At 69.0% G+C, this 20,064-nt stretch carries 16 protein-coding genes and 1 riboswitch; of the genes, 12 read left to right on the top strand and 4 right to left on the bottom strand.

Features of this window, described 5'->3' with window-relative positions:
* Positions 1-4 precede the first annotated feature (4 nt).
* The 3 genes from ASD34_RS17625 to ASD34_RS17635 are packed head-to-tail and all read left to right on the top strand — an operon-like array spanning position 5 to position 3,108.
* The gene (locus ASD34_RS17625) at positions 5-1,186 is read left to right on the top strand and encodes a CaiB/BaiF CoA transferase family protein (protein WP_056579973.1); all 1,182 of its coding nucleotides are present in this window, start codon (positions 5-7) and stop codon (positions 1,184-1,186) included.
* The gene (locus tag ASD34_RS17630; protein WP_056579975.1) at positions 1,183-2,073 is read left to right on the top strand and encodes an HpcH/HpaI aldolase/citrate lyase family protein; all 891 of its coding nucleotides are present in this window, start codon (positions 1,183-1,185) and stop codon (positions 2,071-2,073) included. The genes ASD34_RS17625 and ASD34_RS17630 overlap by 4 nt, the downstream gene beginning before the upstream one ends.
* Positions 2,074-2,103: 30 nt before the next feature.
* The gene (locus ASD34_RS17635) at positions 2,104-3,108 is read left to right on the top strand and encodes a tripartite tricarboxylate transporter substrate-binding protein (protein ID WP_056579977.1); all 1,005 of its coding nucleotides are present in this window, start codon (positions 2,104-2,106) and stop codon (positions 3,106-3,108) included.
* A gap of 15 nt (positions 3,109-3,123) precedes the next feature.
* On the opposite strand, the gene ASD34_RS17640 is transcribed toward ASD34_RS17635, so the two are convergent.
* Together ASD34_RS17640 and ASD34_RS17645 are read right to left on the bottom strand one after the other, a co-directional pair.
* Positions 3,124-3,654, bottom strand: coding sequence for a CinA family protein (locus tag ASD34_RS17640; RefSeq protein WP_056579979.1), 531 nt, complete (start codon positions 3,652-3,654; stop codon positions 3,124-3,126).
* A gap of 92 nt (positions 3,655-3,746) precedes the next feature.
* A complete protein-coding gene (locus tag ASD34_RS17645) occupies positions 3,747-4,394 on the bottom strand; it encodes a DJ-1/PfpI family protein (protein ID WP_056579980.1) in 648 nt (215 codons plus the stop codon).
* A 217-nt stretch (positions 4,395-4,611) separates the two neighbouring features.
* Between ASD34_RS17645 and phbB the strand changes: the two genes are divergently transcribed.
* Both phbB and ASD34_RS17655 read left to right on the top strand, forming a co-directional pair.
* Complete coding sequence (gene phbB / locus ASD34_RS17650; protein WP_042579370.1) at positions 4,612-5,349, top strand: acetoacetyl-CoA reductase; 738 nt, start codon at positions 4,612-4,614, stop codon at positions 5,347-5,349.
* A 146-nt stretch (positions 5,350-5,495) separates the two neighbouring features.
* The gene (locus ASD34_RS17655) at positions 5,496-6,839 is read left to right on the top strand and encodes a dicarboxylate/amino acid:cation symporter (protein ID WP_056579981.1); all 1,344 of its coding nucleotides are present in this window, start codon (positions 5,496-5,498) and stop codon (positions 6,837-6,839) included.
* Positions 6,840-6,912: 73 nt separating this feature from the next.
* Here the strand turns inward: ASD34_RS17655 and katG are convergent, their stop codons facing one another.
* On the bottom strand, positions 6,913-9,174 hold the full coding sequence (katG, locus tag ASD34_RS17660) for a catalase/peroxidase HPI (protein ID WP_056579983.1): 2,262 nt from the start codon (positions 9,172-9,174) through the stop codon (positions 6,913-6,915).
* A gap of 184 nt (positions 9,175-9,358) precedes the next feature.
* On the opposite strand from katG, the gene ybaL reads away from it, so the two are divergent.
* Positions 9,359-11,062, top strand: coding sequence for a YbaL family putative K(+) efflux transporter (gene ybaL / locus ASD34_RS17665; protein WP_056579985.1), 1,704 nt, complete (start codon positions 9,359-9,361; stop codon positions 11,060-11,062).
* 18 nt (positions 11,063-11,080) lie between these two features.
* Here ybaL and ASD34_RS17670 read toward each other — a convergent pair whose 3' ends face one another.
* Positions 11,081-11,488 (bottom strand): hypothetical protein, encoded by a 408-nt coding sequence (locus ASD34_RS17670; RefSeq protein WP_056579987.1) that lies wholly within the window; start codon positions 11,486-11,488, stop codon positions 11,081-11,083.
* 159 nt (positions 11,489-11,647) lie between these two features.
* Here ASD34_RS17670 and ASD34_RS17675 point away from each other — a divergent pair, with 159 nt between their 5' ends.
* The 6 genes from ASD34_RS17675 to ASD34_RS17700 all read left to right on the top strand — a co-directional run bounded on the left by ASD34_RS17675 (position 11,648) and on the right by ASD34_RS17700 (position 19,956).
* Positions 11,648-11,881, top strand: coding sequence for a hypothetical protein (locus ASD34_RS17675; RefSeq protein WP_056579989.1), 234 nt, complete (start codon positions 11,648-11,650; stop codon positions 11,879-11,881).
* 68 nt (positions 11,882-11,949) lie between these two features.
* Positions 11,950-12,241: riboswitch (cobalamin riboswitch) on the top strand.
* Positions 12,242-12,590: 349 nt separating this feature from the next.
* Positions 12,591-13,268, top strand: coding sequence for an energy-coupling factor ABC transporter permease (locus tag ASD34_RS17680; protein ID WP_056579991.1), 678 nt, complete (start codon positions 12,591-12,593; stop codon positions 13,266-13,268).
* A 113-nt stretch (positions 13,269-13,381) separates the two neighbouring features.
* Positions 13,382-14,446, top strand: a complete 1,065-nt coding sequence (gene cobW / locus ASD34_RS17685; RefSeq protein WP_056579993.1) for a cobalamin biosynthesis protein CobW — start codon at positions 13,382-13,384, stop codon at positions 14,444-14,446.
* 4 nt (positions 14,447-14,450) lie between these two features.
* Positions 14,451-18,263 (top strand): cobaltochelatase subunit CobN, encoded by a 3,813-nt coding sequence (cobN, locus tag ASD34_RS17690; protein ID WP_056579995.1) that lies wholly within the window; start codon positions 14,451-14,453, stop codon positions 18,261-18,263.
* Entirely contained in the window at positions 18,260-19,318 is a 1,059-nt protein-coding gene (locus tag ASD34_RS17695; protein ID WP_056579997.1) for an ATP-binding protein, read from the top strand. The genes cobN and ASD34_RS17695 overlap by 4 nt, the downstream gene beginning before the upstream one ends.
* 83 nt (positions 19,319-19,401) lie before the next feature.
* Entirely contained in the window at positions 19,402-19,956 is a 555-nt protein-coding gene (locus ASD34_RS17700; protein ID WP_082548788.1) for a vWA domain-containing protein, read from the top strand.
* The last annotated feature ends 108 nt before the right edge of the window (positions 19,957-20,064 follow it).

Here is a 20,064-nt window from a genome sequence, read left to right on the forward strand (position 1 = left end):
GCACATGACACGACCCCTGGACGGCATCACCGTCATCTCCCTCGAACACGCCATCGCGGCGCCGTTCTGTACCCGCCAGCTCGCCGACCTCGGCGCGCGCGTCATCAAGGTCGAGCGTCCCGGCGGCGGCGACTTTGCGCGCGCCTACGACGAGCGCGTGAACGGCGAGGCCTCGCACTTCGTGTGGGTCAACCGCTCGAAGGAAAGCCTCACGCTCGACCTGAAGCAGCCTGCCGCGCTCGCCGTGTTGCAGGAGCTGGTGGCCGGCGCCGATGTGCTGGTGCAGAACCTCGCGCCCGGCGCCGCCGCGCGCATGGGCCTGGGCGCGCAGGTGCTGCAGGAAAAACACCCCGCACTCATCGTCTGCGACATCTCGGGCTACGGCGAAGACGGCCCGTACCGCGACAAGAAGGCCTACGACCTGCTCATTCAGAGCGAGGCCGGTTTTCTCTCGGTGACGGGCACGCCCGACGACCCGTGCAAGTCGGGCAACTCCATCGCCGACATCGCGGCGGGCATGTACGCCTACACCGGCATCCTCGCTGCGCTGCTGCAGCGCGGCAAGACGGGCAAGGGCTCGCACATCGACGTGTCGATGCTCGAGTCGCTCGCCGAGTGGATGGGCTACCCGATGTACTACGCCTACGACGGCGCGCCGCCACCGCCGCGCAGCGCTGCGTCGCACGCGACCATCTATCCCTACGGCCCCTTCCCCGCAGGCGACGGCGGCACCGTGATGCTCGGCCTGCAGAACGAGCGCGAGTGGCGCGCCTTCTGCGACAAGGTGTTGCTGCAGCCCGCCCTCGCCACCGACCCGCGTTTCGACAGCAACGCGCGGCGCAACGAACACCGCGAGGCGCTGCGTGCGCTCATCGTCGAGACCTTCGGCGCGCTCAGTGCGGCGCAGGTGCTCGAACGGCTCGACGCCGCGCAGATCGCCAACGCGCGCATGAACGACATGGCCGGGCTGTGGGCGCACCCGCAGCTGCAGGCGCGCGAGCGCTGGCGCCAGGTGGGTTCGCCGGCCGGCGACATTCCGGCGCTGCTGCCGGCCGGTCGCCAGAGCGCGTTCGACTACCGCATGGACCCGGTGCCCGCGGTCGGCCAGCACACCGACACCATCTTGCGCAGCCTGGGCCGTGGCGACGACGCGATTGCGGCGCTGCGCGCGGCCGGCGCGGTATGAGCGGGCCCGCCAATCAAGCGCTCGCTTTGGCGCGCGCATTTCTCTTCGTGCCGGCCGACCGGCCCGAGCGCCATGCGCGCGCACTGGCGACGGGCGCGGGTGGCGTGATCATCGACCTCGAAGACGCCGTGGCGCCTGCGCGCAAGGCCGAGTCGCGCGACGCGCTCGGCGCCTCGCTGGCGGCGCTGCCCGCCGAAGGGCGAGGGCGCTTGCTCGTGCGCGTGAACGCCAGCGGCACGCCGTGGCACGGCGACGACTGCGCGCGCGCGGCGGGCTGGATCGCCGACGGGCTCATCGCCGGCATCGTGCTGCCCAAGGCCGAGCACGCCGACGAACTGCATCGGCTGGCCGCCACCATCGGACCGAAGGCCGTGCTGGTGCCGCTCATCGAATCGGCCGCGGGGCTCGCCGCCGTCGATGCCATCGCGGGTGCGCCGCAGGTGCTGCGGCTGGCCTTCGGCCACCTCGATTTCCAGGCCGACCTCGGGATGGCCTGCGATGCCGACGAGGCCGAACTGGTGCCCGTGCGCCTCGCGCTGGTGTTGGCCTCGCGCCGCGCCGGGCTGGCCACGCCCATCGACGGTGTGTCGCCCGACTGGCGCGACGCGCAGCGGCTCGCCGCCGACACCGCGCGCGCGCGGCGCGGCGGCTTCGGCGCCAAGCTGTGCATCCATCCCGAACAGGTCGCGCCCGTGCAGGCCGCGCTCGGGCCCTCGGCCGCCGAAGTGGCCTGGGCGCACCGCGTGACGGAGGCCGTGCGCGCGGCCGGCGGCGGCGTCGTGAGCCTCGACGGACGCATGGTCGACGGGCCCGTGGTGCGGCTGGCCGAGCGCTGGCTCGCGCTGGCCGCCTCCCACGGCCCGGGCGATTCATCCGTGACGCACTGATCCACAGACAAACCACAAGGAGACAAAGAAGTGAACGCAACGAAGACCTGGAAACTGAAAGCCCTCATCGCGGCCTCGGCGGGCGCCTGCCTGCTCGCCGCCGCATCGCCCGCCGCCGCGCAGGCCGCGTGGCCCGACAAGCCCATCGTGATGGTCGTGCCGTATTCGGCCGGCGGCCCCACCGATGTGGTGGCGCGCATGCTCGCCGTGCCCATGGGCAAGTCGCTCGGGCAGACCGTGGTGGTCGAGAACACCGTGGGCGCAGGCGGCACCATCGCGCCGGCCCGCGTGGCCAAGGCCGCGCCCAACGGCTACACCATCCTCATCCACCACATGGGCATGGCCACCGCGCCCGCGCTGTACAAGAAGCTCAACTACGACCCGTTGAAAGACTTCGAGTACGTCGGCCAGGTCATGGACGTGCCGATGACCCTGTTGTCGCGCAAGGACTTTCCGGCCAACAACTTCAAGGAGCTGCTGGCCTACGTGAAGACGAACAAGGACAAGGTGACGCTCGCCAACGCAGGCATCGGGGCCGTCTCGCAGCTGTGCGGCATGCTCTTCGCGCACCAGATCGGTGTGCAGCTCACCACGGTGCCATACAAGGGCGCAGGCCCGGCGCTCAACGACCTCATGGGCGGGCAGGTCGACCTGCTGTGCGACCAGACCACGCAGACCGCGCCCGTCATCAAGGACGGCCAGCGCGTGAAGGTCTTCGGCGTGACCACGCCCAAGCGCCTGTCCAGCATGTCCGACATTCCCACGCTCGACGAGCAGGGCCTCAAGGGCTTCGACGTGAAGGTGTGGCATGGCGTGTACGCGCCCAAGGGCACGCCGCCGGCCGTGATCGAGAAGCTCAACGTGGCCCTGCGCGCCGCGCTGCAGGACGACAACGTGAAGAAGCGCTTCGCCGAGCTGAGCACCGAGGCCGTGCCGATGGACAAGGTCACGCCCGAGGCGCTGCGCAGCCACCTGGCGGCGGAGATCGAGAAGTGGGGGAAGGTGATCCGGGCTGCGGGCGTGCAGGCGGATTGAAGAAGGACCGGGGCGTCAGCGATCGTCTTCGCGGACCGCTCGCAAGGTCTCGTCGAACAGCTTCAGCAACAGCCGCGCGAACACGTCCATGTTCCATGGCCGGTCGGTTGCGCCGGTTTCGATCGTGCGGCTGACCACGAGGCCGTCCGCGCCGGTCACGGCGATGCAGACATGCCCGGGCGCGTCGCCGTACGGACTGCCCGACGGCCCTGCGGCGCCGCTTTCGCAGAGGCCCCACTTCGATCGGTGCGCATCGCGGATGCGGCCCGCCATGAAGCGCGCGTAGGGCTCGGTCTCGCCGCGCATGTCGCCCATGTCTTCCGGCGTGAGGCCGAGCAGGGCCTTGCCCGCGCGGCGCGAGTAGATGACCGCGCCGCCCAGGAAGTACGCCGAGGCGCCTGGCACTGCGAGCAGCGCGGCCGAGACGAGCCCGCCAGCGGACGATTCGGCGACCGCCACCGTCTGGCGCCGCTCGCGCAGCGTGGCCCCCACGCGGGCGGCCAGCACGGCAAGCGGTTCGAGGTCGGTGAGGTCGGGCGTGGACATGGAGGTCGAAAGAAGTAAGAAAGAAGAAATGACCGACCGTTCGATCGATCAAGGAAATGCGTGAAAGAACGCGTGAACGAATGAACGAACGGTCAGGCGAGGCCAGCCCGCGAGCCTGGCCGCCGCACATACGACGGCGCGCGCTCGTGGCTCGAGGTGTGGCCGTACACCGTGTCGGCCGGGTAGTACTCGGCCTGCAGCTGCACCTTGGCCGCGGCTTCCTCGCCCGCCACATGGGCGATGAAGGCCAGCATCAGGTCGGTGCCGGCCGACACGCCGGCCGAGGTCCAGACGTGGCCGTCCTGCACGAAGCGCTGCTCGACCACCTTCACGTCGCCGAGGGCGCGCAGGCGGTCGAGCGATCCCCAGTGCGTGGTGGCGGTGCGGCCCGAGAGCAGGCCGGCTGCATGCAGCACGAAGGCGCCGGTGCATACCGACAGCAGCGCCTTGCAGCCTGGCGCCTGCGTGGCGAGAAACCGCACCATCGCGGGGTTGTCGACCTCGCGCCGCGTGCCCATGCCGCCCGGCACGAGCAGGAAGTCGAGCGGCGGGCAGTCGGCAAACGACACATGCGGGTTCACCGACAACCCTTTGGCGCACACGACCGGCTCGCGTGTCTGCGCCACGACGAGGCAGTTTGCGGGGCCGCCCGCAAGCTTGCTCCACATGGTGAGCATTTCCCACGGACCGACGAAATCGAGCTCCTCGACCTCGGGGAAGACGATGATTCCGAAATTCATGCGTACGAACTCCTGGTGAGACTGGGTGGTGGGGCCGCCGGCAGGGGCCGTGTCACGATCGCGCAGCCGCAAGCATATAGAGTGCCGCCGAGGCGATGTCCGTGACAGCTGGTTGCAAGCTTGGCTCAGTGTTCTCCCTCAGGGTTGTGTGGCCTGAAAATGGCTAGAGTGAAGGCGGCCGTTCAGGCTTTTTGCTAGCTTCAATCAAGGAAATCTCATGAGCAAGAAAGTTGCATATGTCACCGGAGGCATGGGTGGCATCGGAACAGCCATCTGCCAGCGTCTGCACAAGGACGGGTTCACCGTGGTCGCAGGTTGCGGCCCTACGCGCGACCATGCCAAATGGCTGGCCGAACAGAAAGCCGAAGGCTTCGAGTTTCATGCGTCGGTCGGCAATGTCGGCGACTGGCAATCCACCGTCGAAGCTTTTTCCGCCGCCAAGGCGGCCCACGGGCCGATTGACGTGCTCGTCAACAACGCCGGCATCACGCGGGACCGCATGTTCCTCAAGATGACGCCGGAAGACTGGAGCGCGGTCATCGAGACCAACCTCAACAGCATGTTCAACGTCACCAAGCAGGTGGTGGGCGACATGGTCGAAAAGGGCTGGGGCCGCATCATCAACATCAGCTCGGTGAATGGCGCCAAGGGCCAGGCGGGCCAGACCAACTACTCGGCGGCCAAGGCCGGCATGCACGGCTTCACGATGGCGCTGGCGCAGGAGCTGGCCAACAAGGGCGTCACCGTGAATACCGTGAGCCCGGGCTACATCGGCACCGACATGGTCAAGGCCATCCGCCAGGAAGTGCTCGACAAGATCGTGGCCACCATTCCGGTCAAGCGCCTGGGCGAACCGAGCGAAATCGCTTCCATCATCTCGTGGCTCGCCACCGATGAAGGCGGCTACAGCACCGGGGCCGACTTCTCGGTCAACGGCGGCCTCCACATGCACTGAGCATGCGCGCCATGCCCTGAAAACAAAACCCGCTTCGGCGGGTTTTTTCATTGGGCCGAAGCCCAAACCATTTCAACCATCGAGAGCACCCCGCGACACGAACCCTTTCTTCTGCGTTTCCCCCTTCATCTTTTCAGGAGGCAGTCATGGCACATACAACAAGCACAGTACCCAGGAAGCTCCCCCTTTACCGTTCCCTCTACGTGCAGGTGATCACCGCGGTGATCGTCGGCGTGCTCCTCGGTTATTTCTACCCCTCGCTCGGGGAATCGATGAAACCGCTGGGCGACGGGTTCATCAAGCTCATCAAGATGATCATTGCGCCGATCATCTTCTGCACGGTGGTGGTCGGCATCGCCGGCATGGAAGACATGAAGAAGGTCGGCAAGACCGGCGGGCTGGCGCTCCTGTACTTCGAGGTGGTGAGCAGCATCGCGCTGGTGGTCGGCCTCGTGCTGGTCAACGTGCTCAAGCCCGGCGCGGGCATGAACATCGACGCGTCCACGCTCGACACCAAGGCCATCGCGGCCTACACCGGCCCCGGCAAGATGACCGGCACGGTCGACTTCCTGCTCAACGTGATTCCCTCCACCGTGGTCGACGCCTTCGCCAAGGGCGAGATCCTGCAGGTGCTGCTGATCGCGGTGCTGTTCGGCTTTGCGCTGCACCGTTTCGGCGGGCGCGGCACGCTGGTGTTCGACGTGATCGAGAAGGGCTCGCATGTGCTGTTCGTGATCGTCAACTACATCATGAAGCTCGCGCCGGTCGGCGCTTTCGGCGCCATGGCCTTCACCATCGGCAAGTACGGGCTGGGCAGCCTGCTGTCGCTGGGCAAGCTCATGGGCACCTTCTACCTGACGTGCCTGCTGTTCATCTTCGTGGTGCTGGGGCTCATTGCGCGCTTTCACGGCTTCAGCATCTGGAAGTTCATCAAGTACATCAAGGAAGAGCTGCTGATCGTGCTGGGCACGTCGTCCAGCGAATCGGTGCTGCCGCGCATGATGGAGAAGATGGAGAACCTGGGCGCGCACAAGACCTGCGTGGGCCTGGTGATTCCCACGGGCTACTCGTTCAATCTCGACGGCACCTCGATCTACCTGACGATGGCGGCGGTGTTCATTGCGCAGGCCACCAACACGCCGATGACGCTCACGCAGGAGATCACGCTGCTGGCCGTGCTGCTGCTCGCGTCGAAGGGCGCGGCCGGGGTCACGGGCAGCGGCTTCATCGTGCTGGCCGCCACGCTGTCGGCGGTGGGGCATGTGCCGGTGGCGGGGCTGGCGCTCATTTTGGGCATCGACCGCTTCATGTCGGAGGCGCGCGCGCTCACCAACCTCATCGGCAACGGCGTGGCCACCATCGTGGTCGCCAAGTGGACGAATGAGCTGGACGAGGAGCGGCTGCAGGCCGGGCTCAACAACGAGAGCTGGGTCGAGTCGCAGGAGCCCGAGGAGCTGGTGAACGCGCGCGAGTCGAAGATGGCGCCGTAGAAAGCAAAACGGCGGTCGGAGGCAAAGCCCCCGACCGCCGCGAAAGCGCCCGAAGGCGCCGCCCCCAACGACCTTAAGCCAGGTCGAAGCGGTCCAGGTTCATCACCTTGGTCCAGGCGGCCACGAAGTCATCGACGAACTTCTGCTGGCTGTCGGAAGCGCCGTAGACCTCGGCGATGGCGCGCAGCTGCGCGTTGGAGCCGAACACCAGGTCGACGCGCGTGCCGGTCCACTTGAGTTCGCCGGTCTTGCGGTCGCGGCCTTCGTATGCCTCCTTGGCGTCCGACACCGGCTTCCACTCCGTGCCCATGTCGAGCAGGTTGACGAAGTAGTCGTTGCTCAGCGTGCCGGGCGTCTTCGTGAAGACGCCGTGGCGGGTCTGGCCGACGTTGGTGTCGAGCACGCGCAGGCCGCCGATCAGCACGGTCATCTCGGGCGCGGTGAGCGTGAGCAGCTGCGCCTTGTCGATCAGCAGCGCTTCGCCGGGCACGCTGTAGCGGCCCTTCAGGTAGTTGCGGAAACCGTCGGCCGCAGGCTCCAGCGGTTCGAACGACGACACGTCGGTCTGCTCCTGCGAGGCGTCGGCGCGGCCGGGCGAGAAGGGCACCTTCACTTCACGGCCGCCGTTGCGCGCCGCCTGTTCCACGCCCGCACCGCCCGCCAGCACGATCAGGTCGGCCAGCGAGATCTGCTTGCCGCCGGTCTGCGCCGCATTGAACTCGCTGCGGATGCCTTCGAGCACCTGCAACACCTGGGCGAGTTGCGCGGGCTGGTTGACGGCCCAGTCCTTCTGGGGCGCCAGCCGCACGCGGGCGCCGTTGGCACCGCCGCGCATGTCGGAGCCGCGGAAGGTAGAGGCCGAGGCCCAGGCCGTCGACACCAGCTGCGCGGGCGTGAGGCCCGAGGCCAGCACCTTCTTCGCGAGCGCCGCGACGTCGTTCGCGTCGACCAGCGGATGGTCCACAGCCGGGATCGGGTCTTGCCAGACCAGTTCTTCGGCCGGCACCTCGGGCCCGAGGTAGCGGGCGCGCGGGCCCATGTCGCGGTGCGTGAGCTTGAACCAGGCGCGCGCGAAGGCGTCGGCGAACTGGTCGGGGTTGGCGAGGAAGCGGCGCGAGATCTTTTCGTAGGCCGGGTCCAGGCGCAGCGACAGGTCGGTGGTGAGCATGGTCGGCGCGTGGCGCTTGCTGGCGTCGTGCGCGTCGGGGATGGTGCCGGCACCGGCGCCACCCTTGGCGACCCACTGGTGTGCGCCGGCCGGGCTCTTGGTCAGCTCCCACTCGTAGCCGAACAGGTTTTCGAAGAAGTTGTTGCTCCACTTCGTGGGCGTGGTGGTCCAGGTCACTTCGAGGCCGCTGGTGATGGTGTCGCCGCCCTTGCCGGTGCCGAAGCTGTTCTTCCAGCCGAAGCCCTGGTCTTCGAGACCCGCAGCCTCCGCCTCGGGCCCGACGTGCGAGGCCGGTGCGGCGCCGTGGGTCTTGCCGAAGGTGTGGCCGCCGGCGATGAGCGCCACGGTTTCCTCGTCGTCCATGGCCATGCGGGCGAAGGTGTCGCGGATGTCGCGGGCCGCGGCGATCGGGTCGGGGTTGCCGTCCGGACCTTCGGGATTCACGTAGATCAGGCCCATCTGCACGGCGGCCAGCGGGTTCTCCAGGTCGCGGGTGTGTGGCACCTGGCTGTCGTCGTCCTTGACGAGCACGCCGCGGTCCTTGTCGACGCCGGGCGAGCCTTGCGAATAGCGCACGTCGCCGCCGAGCCAGGTCTTCTCGCGACCCCAGTAAACGTCCTGGTCGGGTTCCCACACGTCGGCGCGGCCACCGGCGAAGCCGAAGGTCTTGAAGCCCATGGTTTCGAGCGCGACGTTGCCGGTGAGGATCAGCAGGTCGGCCCACGAGATCTTCTGGCCGTACTTCTGCTTGATCGGCCAGAGCAGGCGGCGCGCCTTGTCCAGGCTCACGTTGTCGGGCCAGCTGTTGAGCGGCGCGAAGCGCTGCTGGCCGCGGCCGGCGCCGCCGCGGCCGTCGCCGATGCGGTAGGTGCCGGCGCTGTGCCAGGCCATGCGCACGAAGAGCGGGCCGTAGTGGCCGAAGTCGGCGGGCCACCAGTCTTGCGAATCGGTCATGAGCGCGGCGAGGTCTTGCTTCACCGCGGCGAGGTCCAGGCTCTGGAAGGCCTTGGCGTAATCGAAGCCGGCGCCCAGCGGGTCCGATTTGGCGGAGTGCTGGTGCAGCAGGTCGAGGCGCAGCTGCTCGGGCCACCAGTCGCGGCTCGTGGTGCCGGCGCCGGTGGCCTGGCTGAACGGGCACTTCGCTTCGGTCTTCTTCTCGTTGCTCATGGGGAGGCTCCTGTGTGAGGGTGTGACGGGGGACCGCTCAAATTCTCAGTGAGAAAGATGTCGGCGCACATAGAACTGCTAAATGCTTGCGATAGGCGGCGCGAGCGGCAAAAGGGTGTAGGCGCGGGCCGCGCGAAAGCCTGCGGGCTTCAAAGGTTGGCGTACGTTCCTGCAAAATGGACCGATGCCCCACAGCGTCTCCCTCATCAACACGATTGCCGCCGGCCTGGGATTGGCGCTGGTGTTCGGCTTCCTCGCGGCGCGGCTGCGGCTGCCCGCGCTGGTGGGCTACCTGTTGGCGGGCGTGATCATCGGCCCGTTCACGCCGGGCTTCGTGGCCGATGCCGGCATTGCCGCGCAGCTGGCCGAGATCGGCGTGATGCTGCTGATGTTCGGCGTGGGCCTGCATTTTTCGTTGGCCGACCTGCTCGCGGTGCGCAAGATCGCGCTGCCCGGTGCCATCGCGCAGATCGTCGTTGCCACGCTGCTCGGCGGCGGCCTGGCCGTGTGGTGGGGCTGGAGCTGGGGCGCGGCGCTGGTGTTCGGGCTGGCGCTGTCGGTGGCAAGTACGGTGGTGCTGCTGCGCGCGCTGGAAAGCCTGGGCATCCTCGATTCGTTCACGGGGCGCATCGCCGTCGGCTGGCTGGTGGTCGAAGACCTGGCGATGGTGCTGGTGCTGGTGCTGCTGCCGCCGCTGGCCGGCGCACTGGGCGGCACGAATGCCGAGAGCAACGGCGCGCCGGTCTGGCAGACGCTGGGCCTCACGCTGCTGCAGGTCGGCGGCTTCGTGCTGCTGATGCTCGTGGTCGGGCGGCGCGTGTTCCCGTGGATCCTCTGGCAGGTCACGCGCACCGGTTCGCGCGAGCTGTTCACGCTGTGCGTGGTGGCGGCGGCCGTGAGCATCGCGTTTGCCTCGGCGGCGCTGTTCGGCGTGTCGTTCGCGCTGGGCGCCTTTTTCGCCGGCATGGTGATGCGCGAGTCGCAATTCAGCCACCGCGCCGCGCAGGAATCGCTGCCGCTGCGCGACGCGTTCGCGGTGCTTTTCTTCGTCTCGGTCGGCATGCTGTTCGACCCGTCGGTGCTGGTGGACCGCCCGCTGCAGGTGCTGGCCGTGGTGCTCGTGATCGTGCTGGGCAAGTCGCTCGCGGCCTGCGCGCTGGTGCTGGTGTTTCGCTACCCGCTGGCCACGGCGCTCACGGTCAGCGCGAGCCTGGCGCAGATCGGCGAGTTCTCGTTCATCCTCGCAGGGCTGGGCGTGATGCTTGGTCTGCTGCCGGTGGAAGGGCAGAGCCTGGTGCTGGCCGGCGCGCTGATCTCCATCGCCACCAACCCGCTGTGGTTCAGCCTCATCGCGCCGTTGCAGAAATGGCTGCGCGCGCATTCGAAGTTCGCGCGCGAGCTGGACGCGCGCAGCGACCCGCTCGCCGAGCTGCCGATGACCACCGAAGCCAGGTACCTCTCGCGCCAGGTGGTGCTGGTCGGCTACGGCCGCGTGGGCCGGCGCATCGCGGCCGAACTCGAGTCGAACGACATTCCCTACGTGGTGGCCGAGCAGAACCGCGAGCTGGTCGAGAAGCTGCGCGAAGCCGGCATCCCGGCCGTGTGGGGCGATGCCGCCGACCCGGCCGTGCTGATCCAGGCGCACGTGGCGCGCGCCCGCGTGCTCGTGGTGGCCACGCCCGACGCCATGAACGTGCGCCAGATGATCGAGACCGCGCGCACGCTGAACCCGACCATCCAGACCGTGGTGCGCAGCCACAACGAGCAGGAAGCGCGCTTGCTGGCTGCCGAAGCCGATGTGAAAGTGTTCCTGGGCGAGCAGGAACTCGCCCAGGCCATGGCCCGCGATGTGGTGCAGCGCGCCGCGGCGATGGCGGTGCCGGCCTGAGGGTTTCCTGAAGAAGACCTACAGGTCTTCGATCACCAGCGTGCGGTAGCGCTGCGCCATCGAATACGGCACCGTGCGTACCAGTTCCATCACGCGCTCGGTGATCGCGCCGTCCCTGGTGCGGATCAACAGGCCCGTGTGGCCCTCTTGCGCGAGCTTGGTGTAGGCGCGCACGGTGGCGCCGTCGGTGCCGGCGGAGGGCAGGGGGTTGTCGGAGTCCGCGACGGTGGGCGCGATCTCCTTCAGGATCGTCTCGGCGGTCAGCAAGTAGACCTCGTCGCCGCTCACGATGCCCTTGTCGATCAGCCCATGTCCGATGCGGCTGGCGTCCTGCGCGCTCGGAAACATCACCAGGGCATGGCCGCTCGGGTAGAACGCGCCGCCGATGCTCGAGCGCATGTTGGGTTCAAGTGTGAAATGTTTCATGCTGCGTCCTTCTTCTGGTGCCTCTGCTGCCGCTCCCTGCTCCTAACATAGGCGTCGCAAACGGCCACCTCTGTAGGAGAAGCCCGAATACTGGCAACCGCTGGCGCCTTTCATTCGTTTCGCAGCTGGCCCTTTCCTCTTTCATTCCTTATTGCCGTCATGCCTTCGCCTTCGCCTGCGCCCAGAGACATTGCACTCACCGTCCATGAGCTGGAGGAAGGGGAGTTCTATTGGGTGCTGATGGAAGCGGTGGACGGCCCGCCCGGCGACACGACCCATGTGTACGTGCCGCTCGATGCCGCCCACGTGCCCTACGCCACCTATTCGAACGCGCTGGTGGCCGGCGTGGCAGTGCTGCGGCGGCTGTTCGGGCCCGACGGCAAGCCCGTGTGAGGCCGCCACAGGGAGGCGCTCCCTATAATCCCGGCGGTCGGAAACATTGGTTCACACCGGTGTCGTCCGACACCCTACGGTTCGAAGGTGCCCTGCACGACCAGTCACAGGACTGGCTGCGGGGTTAAACGGGAAGCAGGTGCGAGGCGTCGACTGTTTGAACGACGCTTCCATTCCTGCGCTGCCCCCGCAACGGTCAGCGGATTTCGAGACCCTCATGCCCCTGCGCTTTCTTGCATGGGCAGCCACTGCGCTTCGGCGTGGGAAGGCGAGGGTGTCGGCGCCGAGGTGCATTCACTTTGTCTGCATCTCCAGCGCACTCCGCGAGCCCGGATACCGGCCTTCGCAACCGCCTTCGGACGCTGCGGGAGTGCGGGTCCGGGTCGGCCGCTTTCCCTTTGCGCGAAGCGGCACCGCCCCGGTTCTCTTTCTTTTCCCTGCACGTCCTTGATCGGTCAGGAGCCTGCGGGGACGCGGGCCGCAGGAGACATCGGATGAATCAGGCATCGTTGCCGCCGCGTTCAAGCACATGCTTTTGGGGCCCGAAGAACCCGGCGCCGGTGAGCTCCTGGGTGAACGGCCGTGAACCTCGCACGTCCATGCACGGGCCACCCGCGTCAGCGGGTGTGTCCACGGCGGGCCCTTGCGCCAGCCAATCCCTCCCCCAACAATCAACTTTCGCACTGCGGTGCATTTCAGGAGGTGCGTGATGCACATCGAACCCGGTCTCGTCGACGGATCCAAGATCTTTCTCAGCTATGCCACGGGGGCGGCTGCGCTGGCTTGCACAGGCAAGGTCGCCTTCGACACCTTGCGCAAGGACGGCCCCATCGGCCTGCTGCTGCGCTCGGTCTTCACCGTGATGCTCGTGTTCTGCTTCTTCGAGGTGTTTCCGCACCATCCCGTGGGCGTGTCCGAGGTGCACCTGATCCTGGGCACCACCCTGATGCTCCTCTTCGGGCTTGCGCCCGCGGCCATCGGCCTGGCCGGCGGCCTGCTCATCCAGAGCCTGTTCTTCGCACCGCCCGACCTGCCGCAGTACGGCATGAACGTCACCACCTTGCTGGTGCCGCTGTTCGCCACCGCCGCGCTGGCCCGCCGCATCATTCCCGCGAACATGGCCTACGTGGACATCAGCTACCAGCAGGCCTTCAAGCTGTCGGTGGCCTACCAGGGCGGCATCGTGGTGTGGGTCGGCTTCTGGGCGCTCTACGGTCGCGGCACCGGCCTGGAGAACCTGGGCCAGATCGCCAGCTTCGGCGCGGCCTACATGACGGTCGTGCTGGTCGAGCCGCTGGTCGACCTGGGCGTGCTGGCTGCCGCGAAGGCATGGCGCCGCCTGCAGGGCACGGCCCTCGTCGAGCGCCGCCTGTACAGCGCCGTCTGATTCGCGCCAGTCACCTTTTCGAAGAAGGGACGCCTCTCGCCCGGCGCGTGCGCCACGCACGCGCCGGGCGTCCGATTCCCTGTGCGCCCTCGGCGCCTGAAAGCATCCATTCCATGACACAAAGCAACGCCAAGATTCCCGTCACCATCGTCACGGGCTTCCTCGGCAGCGGCAAGACCACGCTGCTGCGCCACATCCTGGGCAACGCCGAGGGCCGCCGCATCGCGGTGGTGGTCAACGAGTTCGGCGAACTCGGCATCGACGGCGACATCCTGCGCGGTTGTGGCATCGGCTGCGACGACGAGGGCAACGAGCGCGAAGGCGCGCTGTACGAACTCGCCAACGGCTGCGTCTGCTGCACCGTGCAGGAAGAGTTCCTGCCCGTGATGCTGCAGCTGGCCGAGCGGCGCGACCAGATCGATGCCGTGCTCATCGAGACCTCGGGCCTGGCGCTGCCCAAGCCGCTGGTGCAGGCCTTCCAGTGGCCGGACATCGCCAACATCTTCACCGTCGATTCGGTGGTCACGGTGGTCGACGGCCCCGCCGCCGCGTCCGGTCAGTTCGCGGCGAACCCCGCGCAGGTCGACGTGCAGCGCCGCGCCGACCCCAACCTGGACCACGAATCGCCGCTGCACGAGCTGTTCGAAGACCAGCTCTCGGCCGCCGACCTCGTGGTGCTCAACAAGACCGACCTGATGGACGCCGCCGCGCGCGCGCAGGTCGAGGCGCTGGTGCGCGAAGAGCTGCCGCCCGAGGTGAAGATCGTCGGCGCCACCGAAGGCAGGCTGCCGCTCGCGCTGCTGCTGGGCCAGGGCCGCGCCGCCGAAAGCGCCATCCACCTGCGCCAGAGCCACCATGATCACGAGGAAGACCACGACCACGACGAGTTCGACTCGCTCGTGATCGCGCTGCCGCCCGTGGACCGGGACAGCCTCATCGCCGTGCTGACCACGTTGGTCGAGCAGCACACCATCTACCGCGTGAAGGGCTTCGTCGCCGTGCCGCACAAGCCGATGCGCCTGCTGGTGCAGGGCGTGGGCCGCCGCTTCGACCACCACTTCGACCGCCGCTGGCGCGACGGCGAAGCGCAGCGCACGCGGCTCGTGTTCATCGGCGAAGACCTGGACGAAGGCGCATTGCGCAAGGCTCTGGAAGGCGTGGCGGCCGTTCCCGCCTGACCGCATGCACCTGCTGAGCACCCAGCCCGGCCGCTTCGTCGAGGACGACCCGAGCGTCGTCACCCGGCTCGACCAGACGCCGGGCGACATCGTGGTGCTCAGCTCGGCCGACACCACGCTCGCGCTGCTCGCCGCCGCGCGCACGGCGCTGGCGGCCACCGACCCCGGCTATCCGTCGCTGCGTCTGGCCAACCTCATGCACCTGCGCCAGCCCGCGTCGCTCGACCTGTACGTCGACGAGGTGCTGCGGCATGCGCGCGTGGTGGTGGTCGATCACCTGGGGGCTGAGTCGGCCTGGGCTTATGGGTTGCAACAGCTCGAGAAGCTCGCCAAGCGCCAGGGCCAGCAGCTCGCGATGTTCTCGGGCGACCTGAAGGAAGACGAGGACCTGCTCGCGCGCGGCACCACGGCGCGCGGCGTGAGTCGGCAGCTGTGGCAGTACCTGCGCTCGGGCGGTGCGGGCAACGCGGTGCAGTTCCTGCGCGCGGTGGCCTTCCACGGCCTGGGCCACGGCGAGGCGCCGTTGCCGCCGCGCAGCCTGCCGCAGGTCGCGCTGCATGTGCCGGGCGGCGTGGACGCGACGCACACGGTCGCCGGCATCGACGACCTGCGCGCCGGCTGGCATGCGAACGCGCCCGTCGTCGCGCTGGTGTTCTATCGCTCGCACTTGCTGTCGGGCAACACGGAGGCCTTCGACGCGCTGGCCGCCGCGCTGCATGCGCAAGGACTGAACCCGCTGCCCGTGGCGCTCGATTCGCTCAAAGACACGCTGTGCCTGTCCGCACTGCGCGCGTTGTGCATCGCGCACGACGTGCAACTCGTGCTCAACACCACCGCCTTCGCTGCGTTGGGGCAGGGCGCAGCGGACGAGAGCGGCGAGCCGATGGCATTGGCCGGCGACGCGCCCGTGCTGCAGGTGATCGTGAGCGGCGGCAACCGCGAAGACTGGCTGGCTGACAGCCAGGGCCTGCGCCCGCGCGACATCGCGATGCAGATCGCGCTGCCCGAGATGGACGGGCGCATCGTCACGCGCGCCGTGAGCTTCAAGGGCCTGTCGCACCGCTGCGAACTCACGCAGACCGAGGTGGTCGGCTACCGCCCCGAGCCCGACCGCATCGCCTTCGTGGCCGAACTCGCGCGGCGCTGGTGCCGACTGCGCAGCCTGCGTGCCGACGAGAAGCGCGTCGCGCTGATCCTGGCGAACTATCCCGGCAGCGAGGGCCGCATCGGCAGTGGCGTGGGACTGGACACGCCGGCCTCGGTGCTGGCCATCCTGCGCGCGATGCAGGTCGAGGGCTACATGCTCGACGCGTTGCCCGCGGACGGCGATGCACTGATGCGCATGCTGCAGGAAGGCATCGCCAACGATCCCGCGCAATGGGCCGCACGCCCCGCATGGCAGAGCTACGCGCTCGCCGACTACCGCACCCGCCTCGCGGCGCTGCCCGAGGGCATGGCCGCCGCCATCGATGCGCAATGGGGTCCGCCCGAGCACGACCCGATGCTGCGCCAGGGCCGTTTCATGATTGCCGGGCTGCGGCTGGGCCGCGTGTTCGTCGGCATCCAGCCGGCGCGCGCGCTGGGACCGCTGGGCCTGGCCGACTACGCGAGTTACCACGACGCCGAGCGGGTGCCGCCGCACAGCTACCTCGCCTTCTATTTCTGGCTGCGCGATGTGTTCGCCATCGACGCGGTCGTGCATGTCGGCAAGCACGGCAATCTCGAGTGGCTGCCGGGCAAGAGCCTCGCGTTGTCGGCCACCTGCTGGCCCGACGCGATCCTCGGGCCGTTGCCCAACGTGTACCCCTTCATCGTCAACGACCCCGGCGAGGGCGCGCAGGCCAAGCGCCGCACGCAGGCCGTGATCGTCGACCACCTGATGCCGCCGCTCACGCGCGCCGAGAACCACGGCCCGCTGCAGGACTTGGAGCGGCAGGTCGACGAGTACTACGACGCGCTGCTGGTCGATGCGCGCCGCGCCAAGGTGCTGCGCGCGCAGATTCTCGCGACCGTGCGTGCGCAGCATCTGGTCGAGGAACTGGGCATGCCGGGTGCGGAAGACGATGCCGTGCTCGCGCGCGTCGATGCCTACCTGTGCGAGCTGAAAGAGACCCAGATCCGCGACGGCCTGCATGTGTTCGGCGATTCGCCGCGCGATCGGCTGCGGCGTGACACGCTGCTCGCGCTCGCGCGCTTTCCGGCCGGCGACGGCGCGGGCGAGAACGCCGGGCTGCTCGGCGCGCTGGCCGCCGACCTGCTGCCCGGCGACGCCTTCGATCCGCTCGACATCGACGCGGCAAAGCCCTGGCAGGGCGCACGGCCCGCGCTCTTGGCGGCGGTGAGCGACGAGGCCTGGCGCCACCAGGGCGACACGCGCGAGCGGCTGGAGCTGCTGGCCCAGCAACTGCTCGAAGCGGACGCCTGTCCGCCCGATCTGCCGCGCACTGCTGCGGTGATGGGCCGCATCGCGCACCGCCTCGCACCTGCACTCGATGCGTGTGGCGCAGAAGAACTGCGTCAGCTGTCGCGTGCATTGCAAGGCCGCTTCGTGCCGCCGGGCCCGAGCGGTTCGCCCTCGCGCGGCCGGCCCGACGTGCTGCCGACGGGGCGCAATTTCTACGCAGTCGACACGCGCGCCATCCCCACGCCCACGGCCTGGATGCTCGGGCTCAAGTCCGCTGCGCAGCTGGTCGAGCGCCATCTGCAGGAGCACGGTGACTACCCGGTCGCGCTGGGCCTGTCGGTCTGGGGCACGGCCACCATGCGCACCGGCGGCGACGACCTGGCGCAGGCCTTCGCGCTCATCGGCGTGCGGCCCAAGTGGGCGCCGGGCAGCCAGCGCGTGGTCGATTTCGAGGTGCTGCCCACCGTCGGCTTCGGGCGTCCGCGCATCGACGTCACGCTGCGCATCTCGGGCTTCTTCCGCGACGCCTTTCCCAATGCCGTGCAGATGTTCGACGCCGCCGTGCAGGCCGTGGCCGCGCAGGAAGACGAAGACGCCGAGCGCAATCCGATCCGCGCCCGCATCCTGCGCGAGGCCGCCGCGCTCGAAGCGCAGGGCGTGGCGCCCGGCGAGGCGCGCACGCAGGCCGGCTGGCGCGTGTTCGGCTCCGCACCCGGCAGCTACGGCTCGGGCCTGCAGCCGCTGTTCGACCACGGTGACTGGCACAGCGACGACGACCTGTCGAAGGCCTACGTCGGCGGCAGCGCCCATGCCTACGGCCAAGGCAGCGACGGCGTGCCCGCGGGCGATGCGCTGGTGCGCCGGCTGCGCGCCATGAACGTCGTGCTGCAGAACCAGGACAGCCGCGAGCACGACCTGCTCGACTCCAACGACTACTACCAGTTCCAGGGCGGCATGGCCGCCGCCGTGCGCCACCTGAGCGGGCAGCAGCCGGCGATGTACCACGGCGACCACGGCAACCCGCAGGCCCCGCGCGTGCGCACGCTGAAGGAAGAAATCAGCCGCGTGGTCCGTTCGCGCGTGGTCAACCCCAAGTGGATCGACGGCGTGAAGCGCCACGGCTACAAGGGCGCCTTCGAGATGGCCGCCACGGTCGATTACCTCTTCGGCTTCGACGCCACCGCGCGCGTGGTGGGCGACCACCAGTACGCGATGGTGGCCGACGCCTACGTGCTCGACGAGGCCACCCGCGCGTTCGTGAACGCGCACAATCCGCGCGCGCTGCAGGACATGCTCAACCGCCTGCTCGAAGCCATGCAGCGCGGCCTCTGGCAGTCGCCCGGCGACTACAAGAACCAATTGGAAAACCTGCTGCTCGACCACGAGCAGCAGATGGAAGGAAGCCCCCGATGACCACAGCCGCCCCGATGCCGGTGCCGTTTCCTTTTGCCGCGATCGCCGGCCAGCCGCAGCTGCGCCAGGCGCTCTTGCTGGCCGCGGTCGATCCCGCGCTGGGCGGCGTGCTCATCGAAGGCCCGCGCGGCACCGCCAAGACCACGGCCGCGCGCGCGCTCGCCGAGCTGCTGCCCGGCGCGCCCTTCGTCACGCTGCCGCTGGGCGCGAGCCTCGAAAGCCTCGTGGGCACGCTCGACCTCGGGCAGGCGCTGGCCGGCCACGAACTGAAGTTTGCGCCGGGCCTGCTGGCGCGCGCGCATGGCGGCGTGCTGTACGTCGACGAGATCAACCTGCTGCCCGACGCGCTGATCGACTCGCTGCTCGATGCCGCCGCCAGCGGCGTCAACGTGGTGGAGCGCGACGGCATCTCGCACCGGCATGCCGCGCGCTTCGTGCTCGTGGGCACCATGAACCCGGAGGAGGGCCCGCTGCGCCCTCAGCTGCTCGACCGCTTCGGCCTGTGCGTGCGGCTGCGCAACCTGCAGGACGCGGCCGAGCGCCAGGCCATCGTGCGTGCGCGGTTGGCCTTCGATGTAGATCCGCAAGGTTTTCGCGCGGCGCATGCGCAGGAGGAGAGCGAACTCGCGGCCGCGCTGGTGCGGGCGCGAGAGCGCGCATCGGATCGTGCGGCGCTGCCTTATGGCGATGCGGTGCACGAAGCCGTCGGCGCACTGTGCATCGCGGCCGGCGTGGACGGCCTGCGCGCCGACCTCGTGATGCTGCGCTCGGCGCGTGCGCTCGCGGCGTGGGAAGGCGCGGCATCGATCACCGACGACCACGTGCAGCGCGTCGCCGAGGCGGTGCTGCTGCACCGGCGCCACCCGGCGGCTGATGCGGCGGTGGCGCCTCCCATGGTGTCCCCCGCACCGCACCGCAACCCGGGCGATGCGCCCGCACGCGATGTCAGCGACAGCGGCTGGGGCGCGATGCCGCCCGAGCCCGTCGGCATCGAGCGCGTGAAGCCGCTGCGCCCGCTGATTTCCGCGTCCCAGGCCCCCTCAAAAAAAGCCTGAGCCTCCGGGACGCCGTACCCGCTGGCGCACGCCAGGGTGACCGGAGGCAGGGCACGCAACGGGACGCATGGCATGGCGCCGCCGTGCCCGGCTCCGCCTTCGACTGGCCGCGCACGCTCGTCGCGCGCGGCGCGGATCGATTGAGCGCCGCGCACCTGCGCCAGCGGCCGCAGGAGTCGCGCAGCGGTACGCTGCATTGCTTCCTGCTCGACTGCTCGGCCTCGATGCGCCACGACGGCCAGCTCGCGCGCGCAAAGGGCCAGCTGCTCGCGCTGATGCAGGAGGCCTACCAGCGGCGCGACCACGTGGCGCTGCTGTGCTTTGCCGGCGACGTGGTCGAACTGCGCCTGCCGCCGCGCCGCGCGAGCGCCTGGAACGACGACTGGATCGCACCCATCGGGGCCGGTGGCGGCACGCCGTTGGCACTCGGCGTGCAGCGCGCGCAGCAACTGCTGGCCAAGCACGAGACCCGCCAGCGCTGGCTCTGGCTGCTGACCGATGGCCGCAGCAACGAAAGCCCCGCGCGCCCGGCCGCGGCGGACGTCGTCTGCGTGATGGACTTCGAGCGCGCCCGCACGCCGCTGCACCGGGCGCAGCAGTTGGCCGCGCAGTGGGAGGCGCGCTACCTCAGCGCCTGAGCCGCACCAGGTCGCGTGCGCATTCTTGGAACGACTTCAGCCTGAAGGGCTGAAGGCCGGTTCAGTGGGGAGTTCAGGTACCGTACGGCATGCGTTCGAAACCCTGTC

Source organism: Variovorax sp. Root473, from assembly GCF_001426505.1.
In the GTDB taxonomy this organism is placed as follows: domain Bacteria; phylum Pseudomonadota; class Gammaproteobacteria; order Burkholderiales; family Burkholderiaceae_C; genus Variovorax.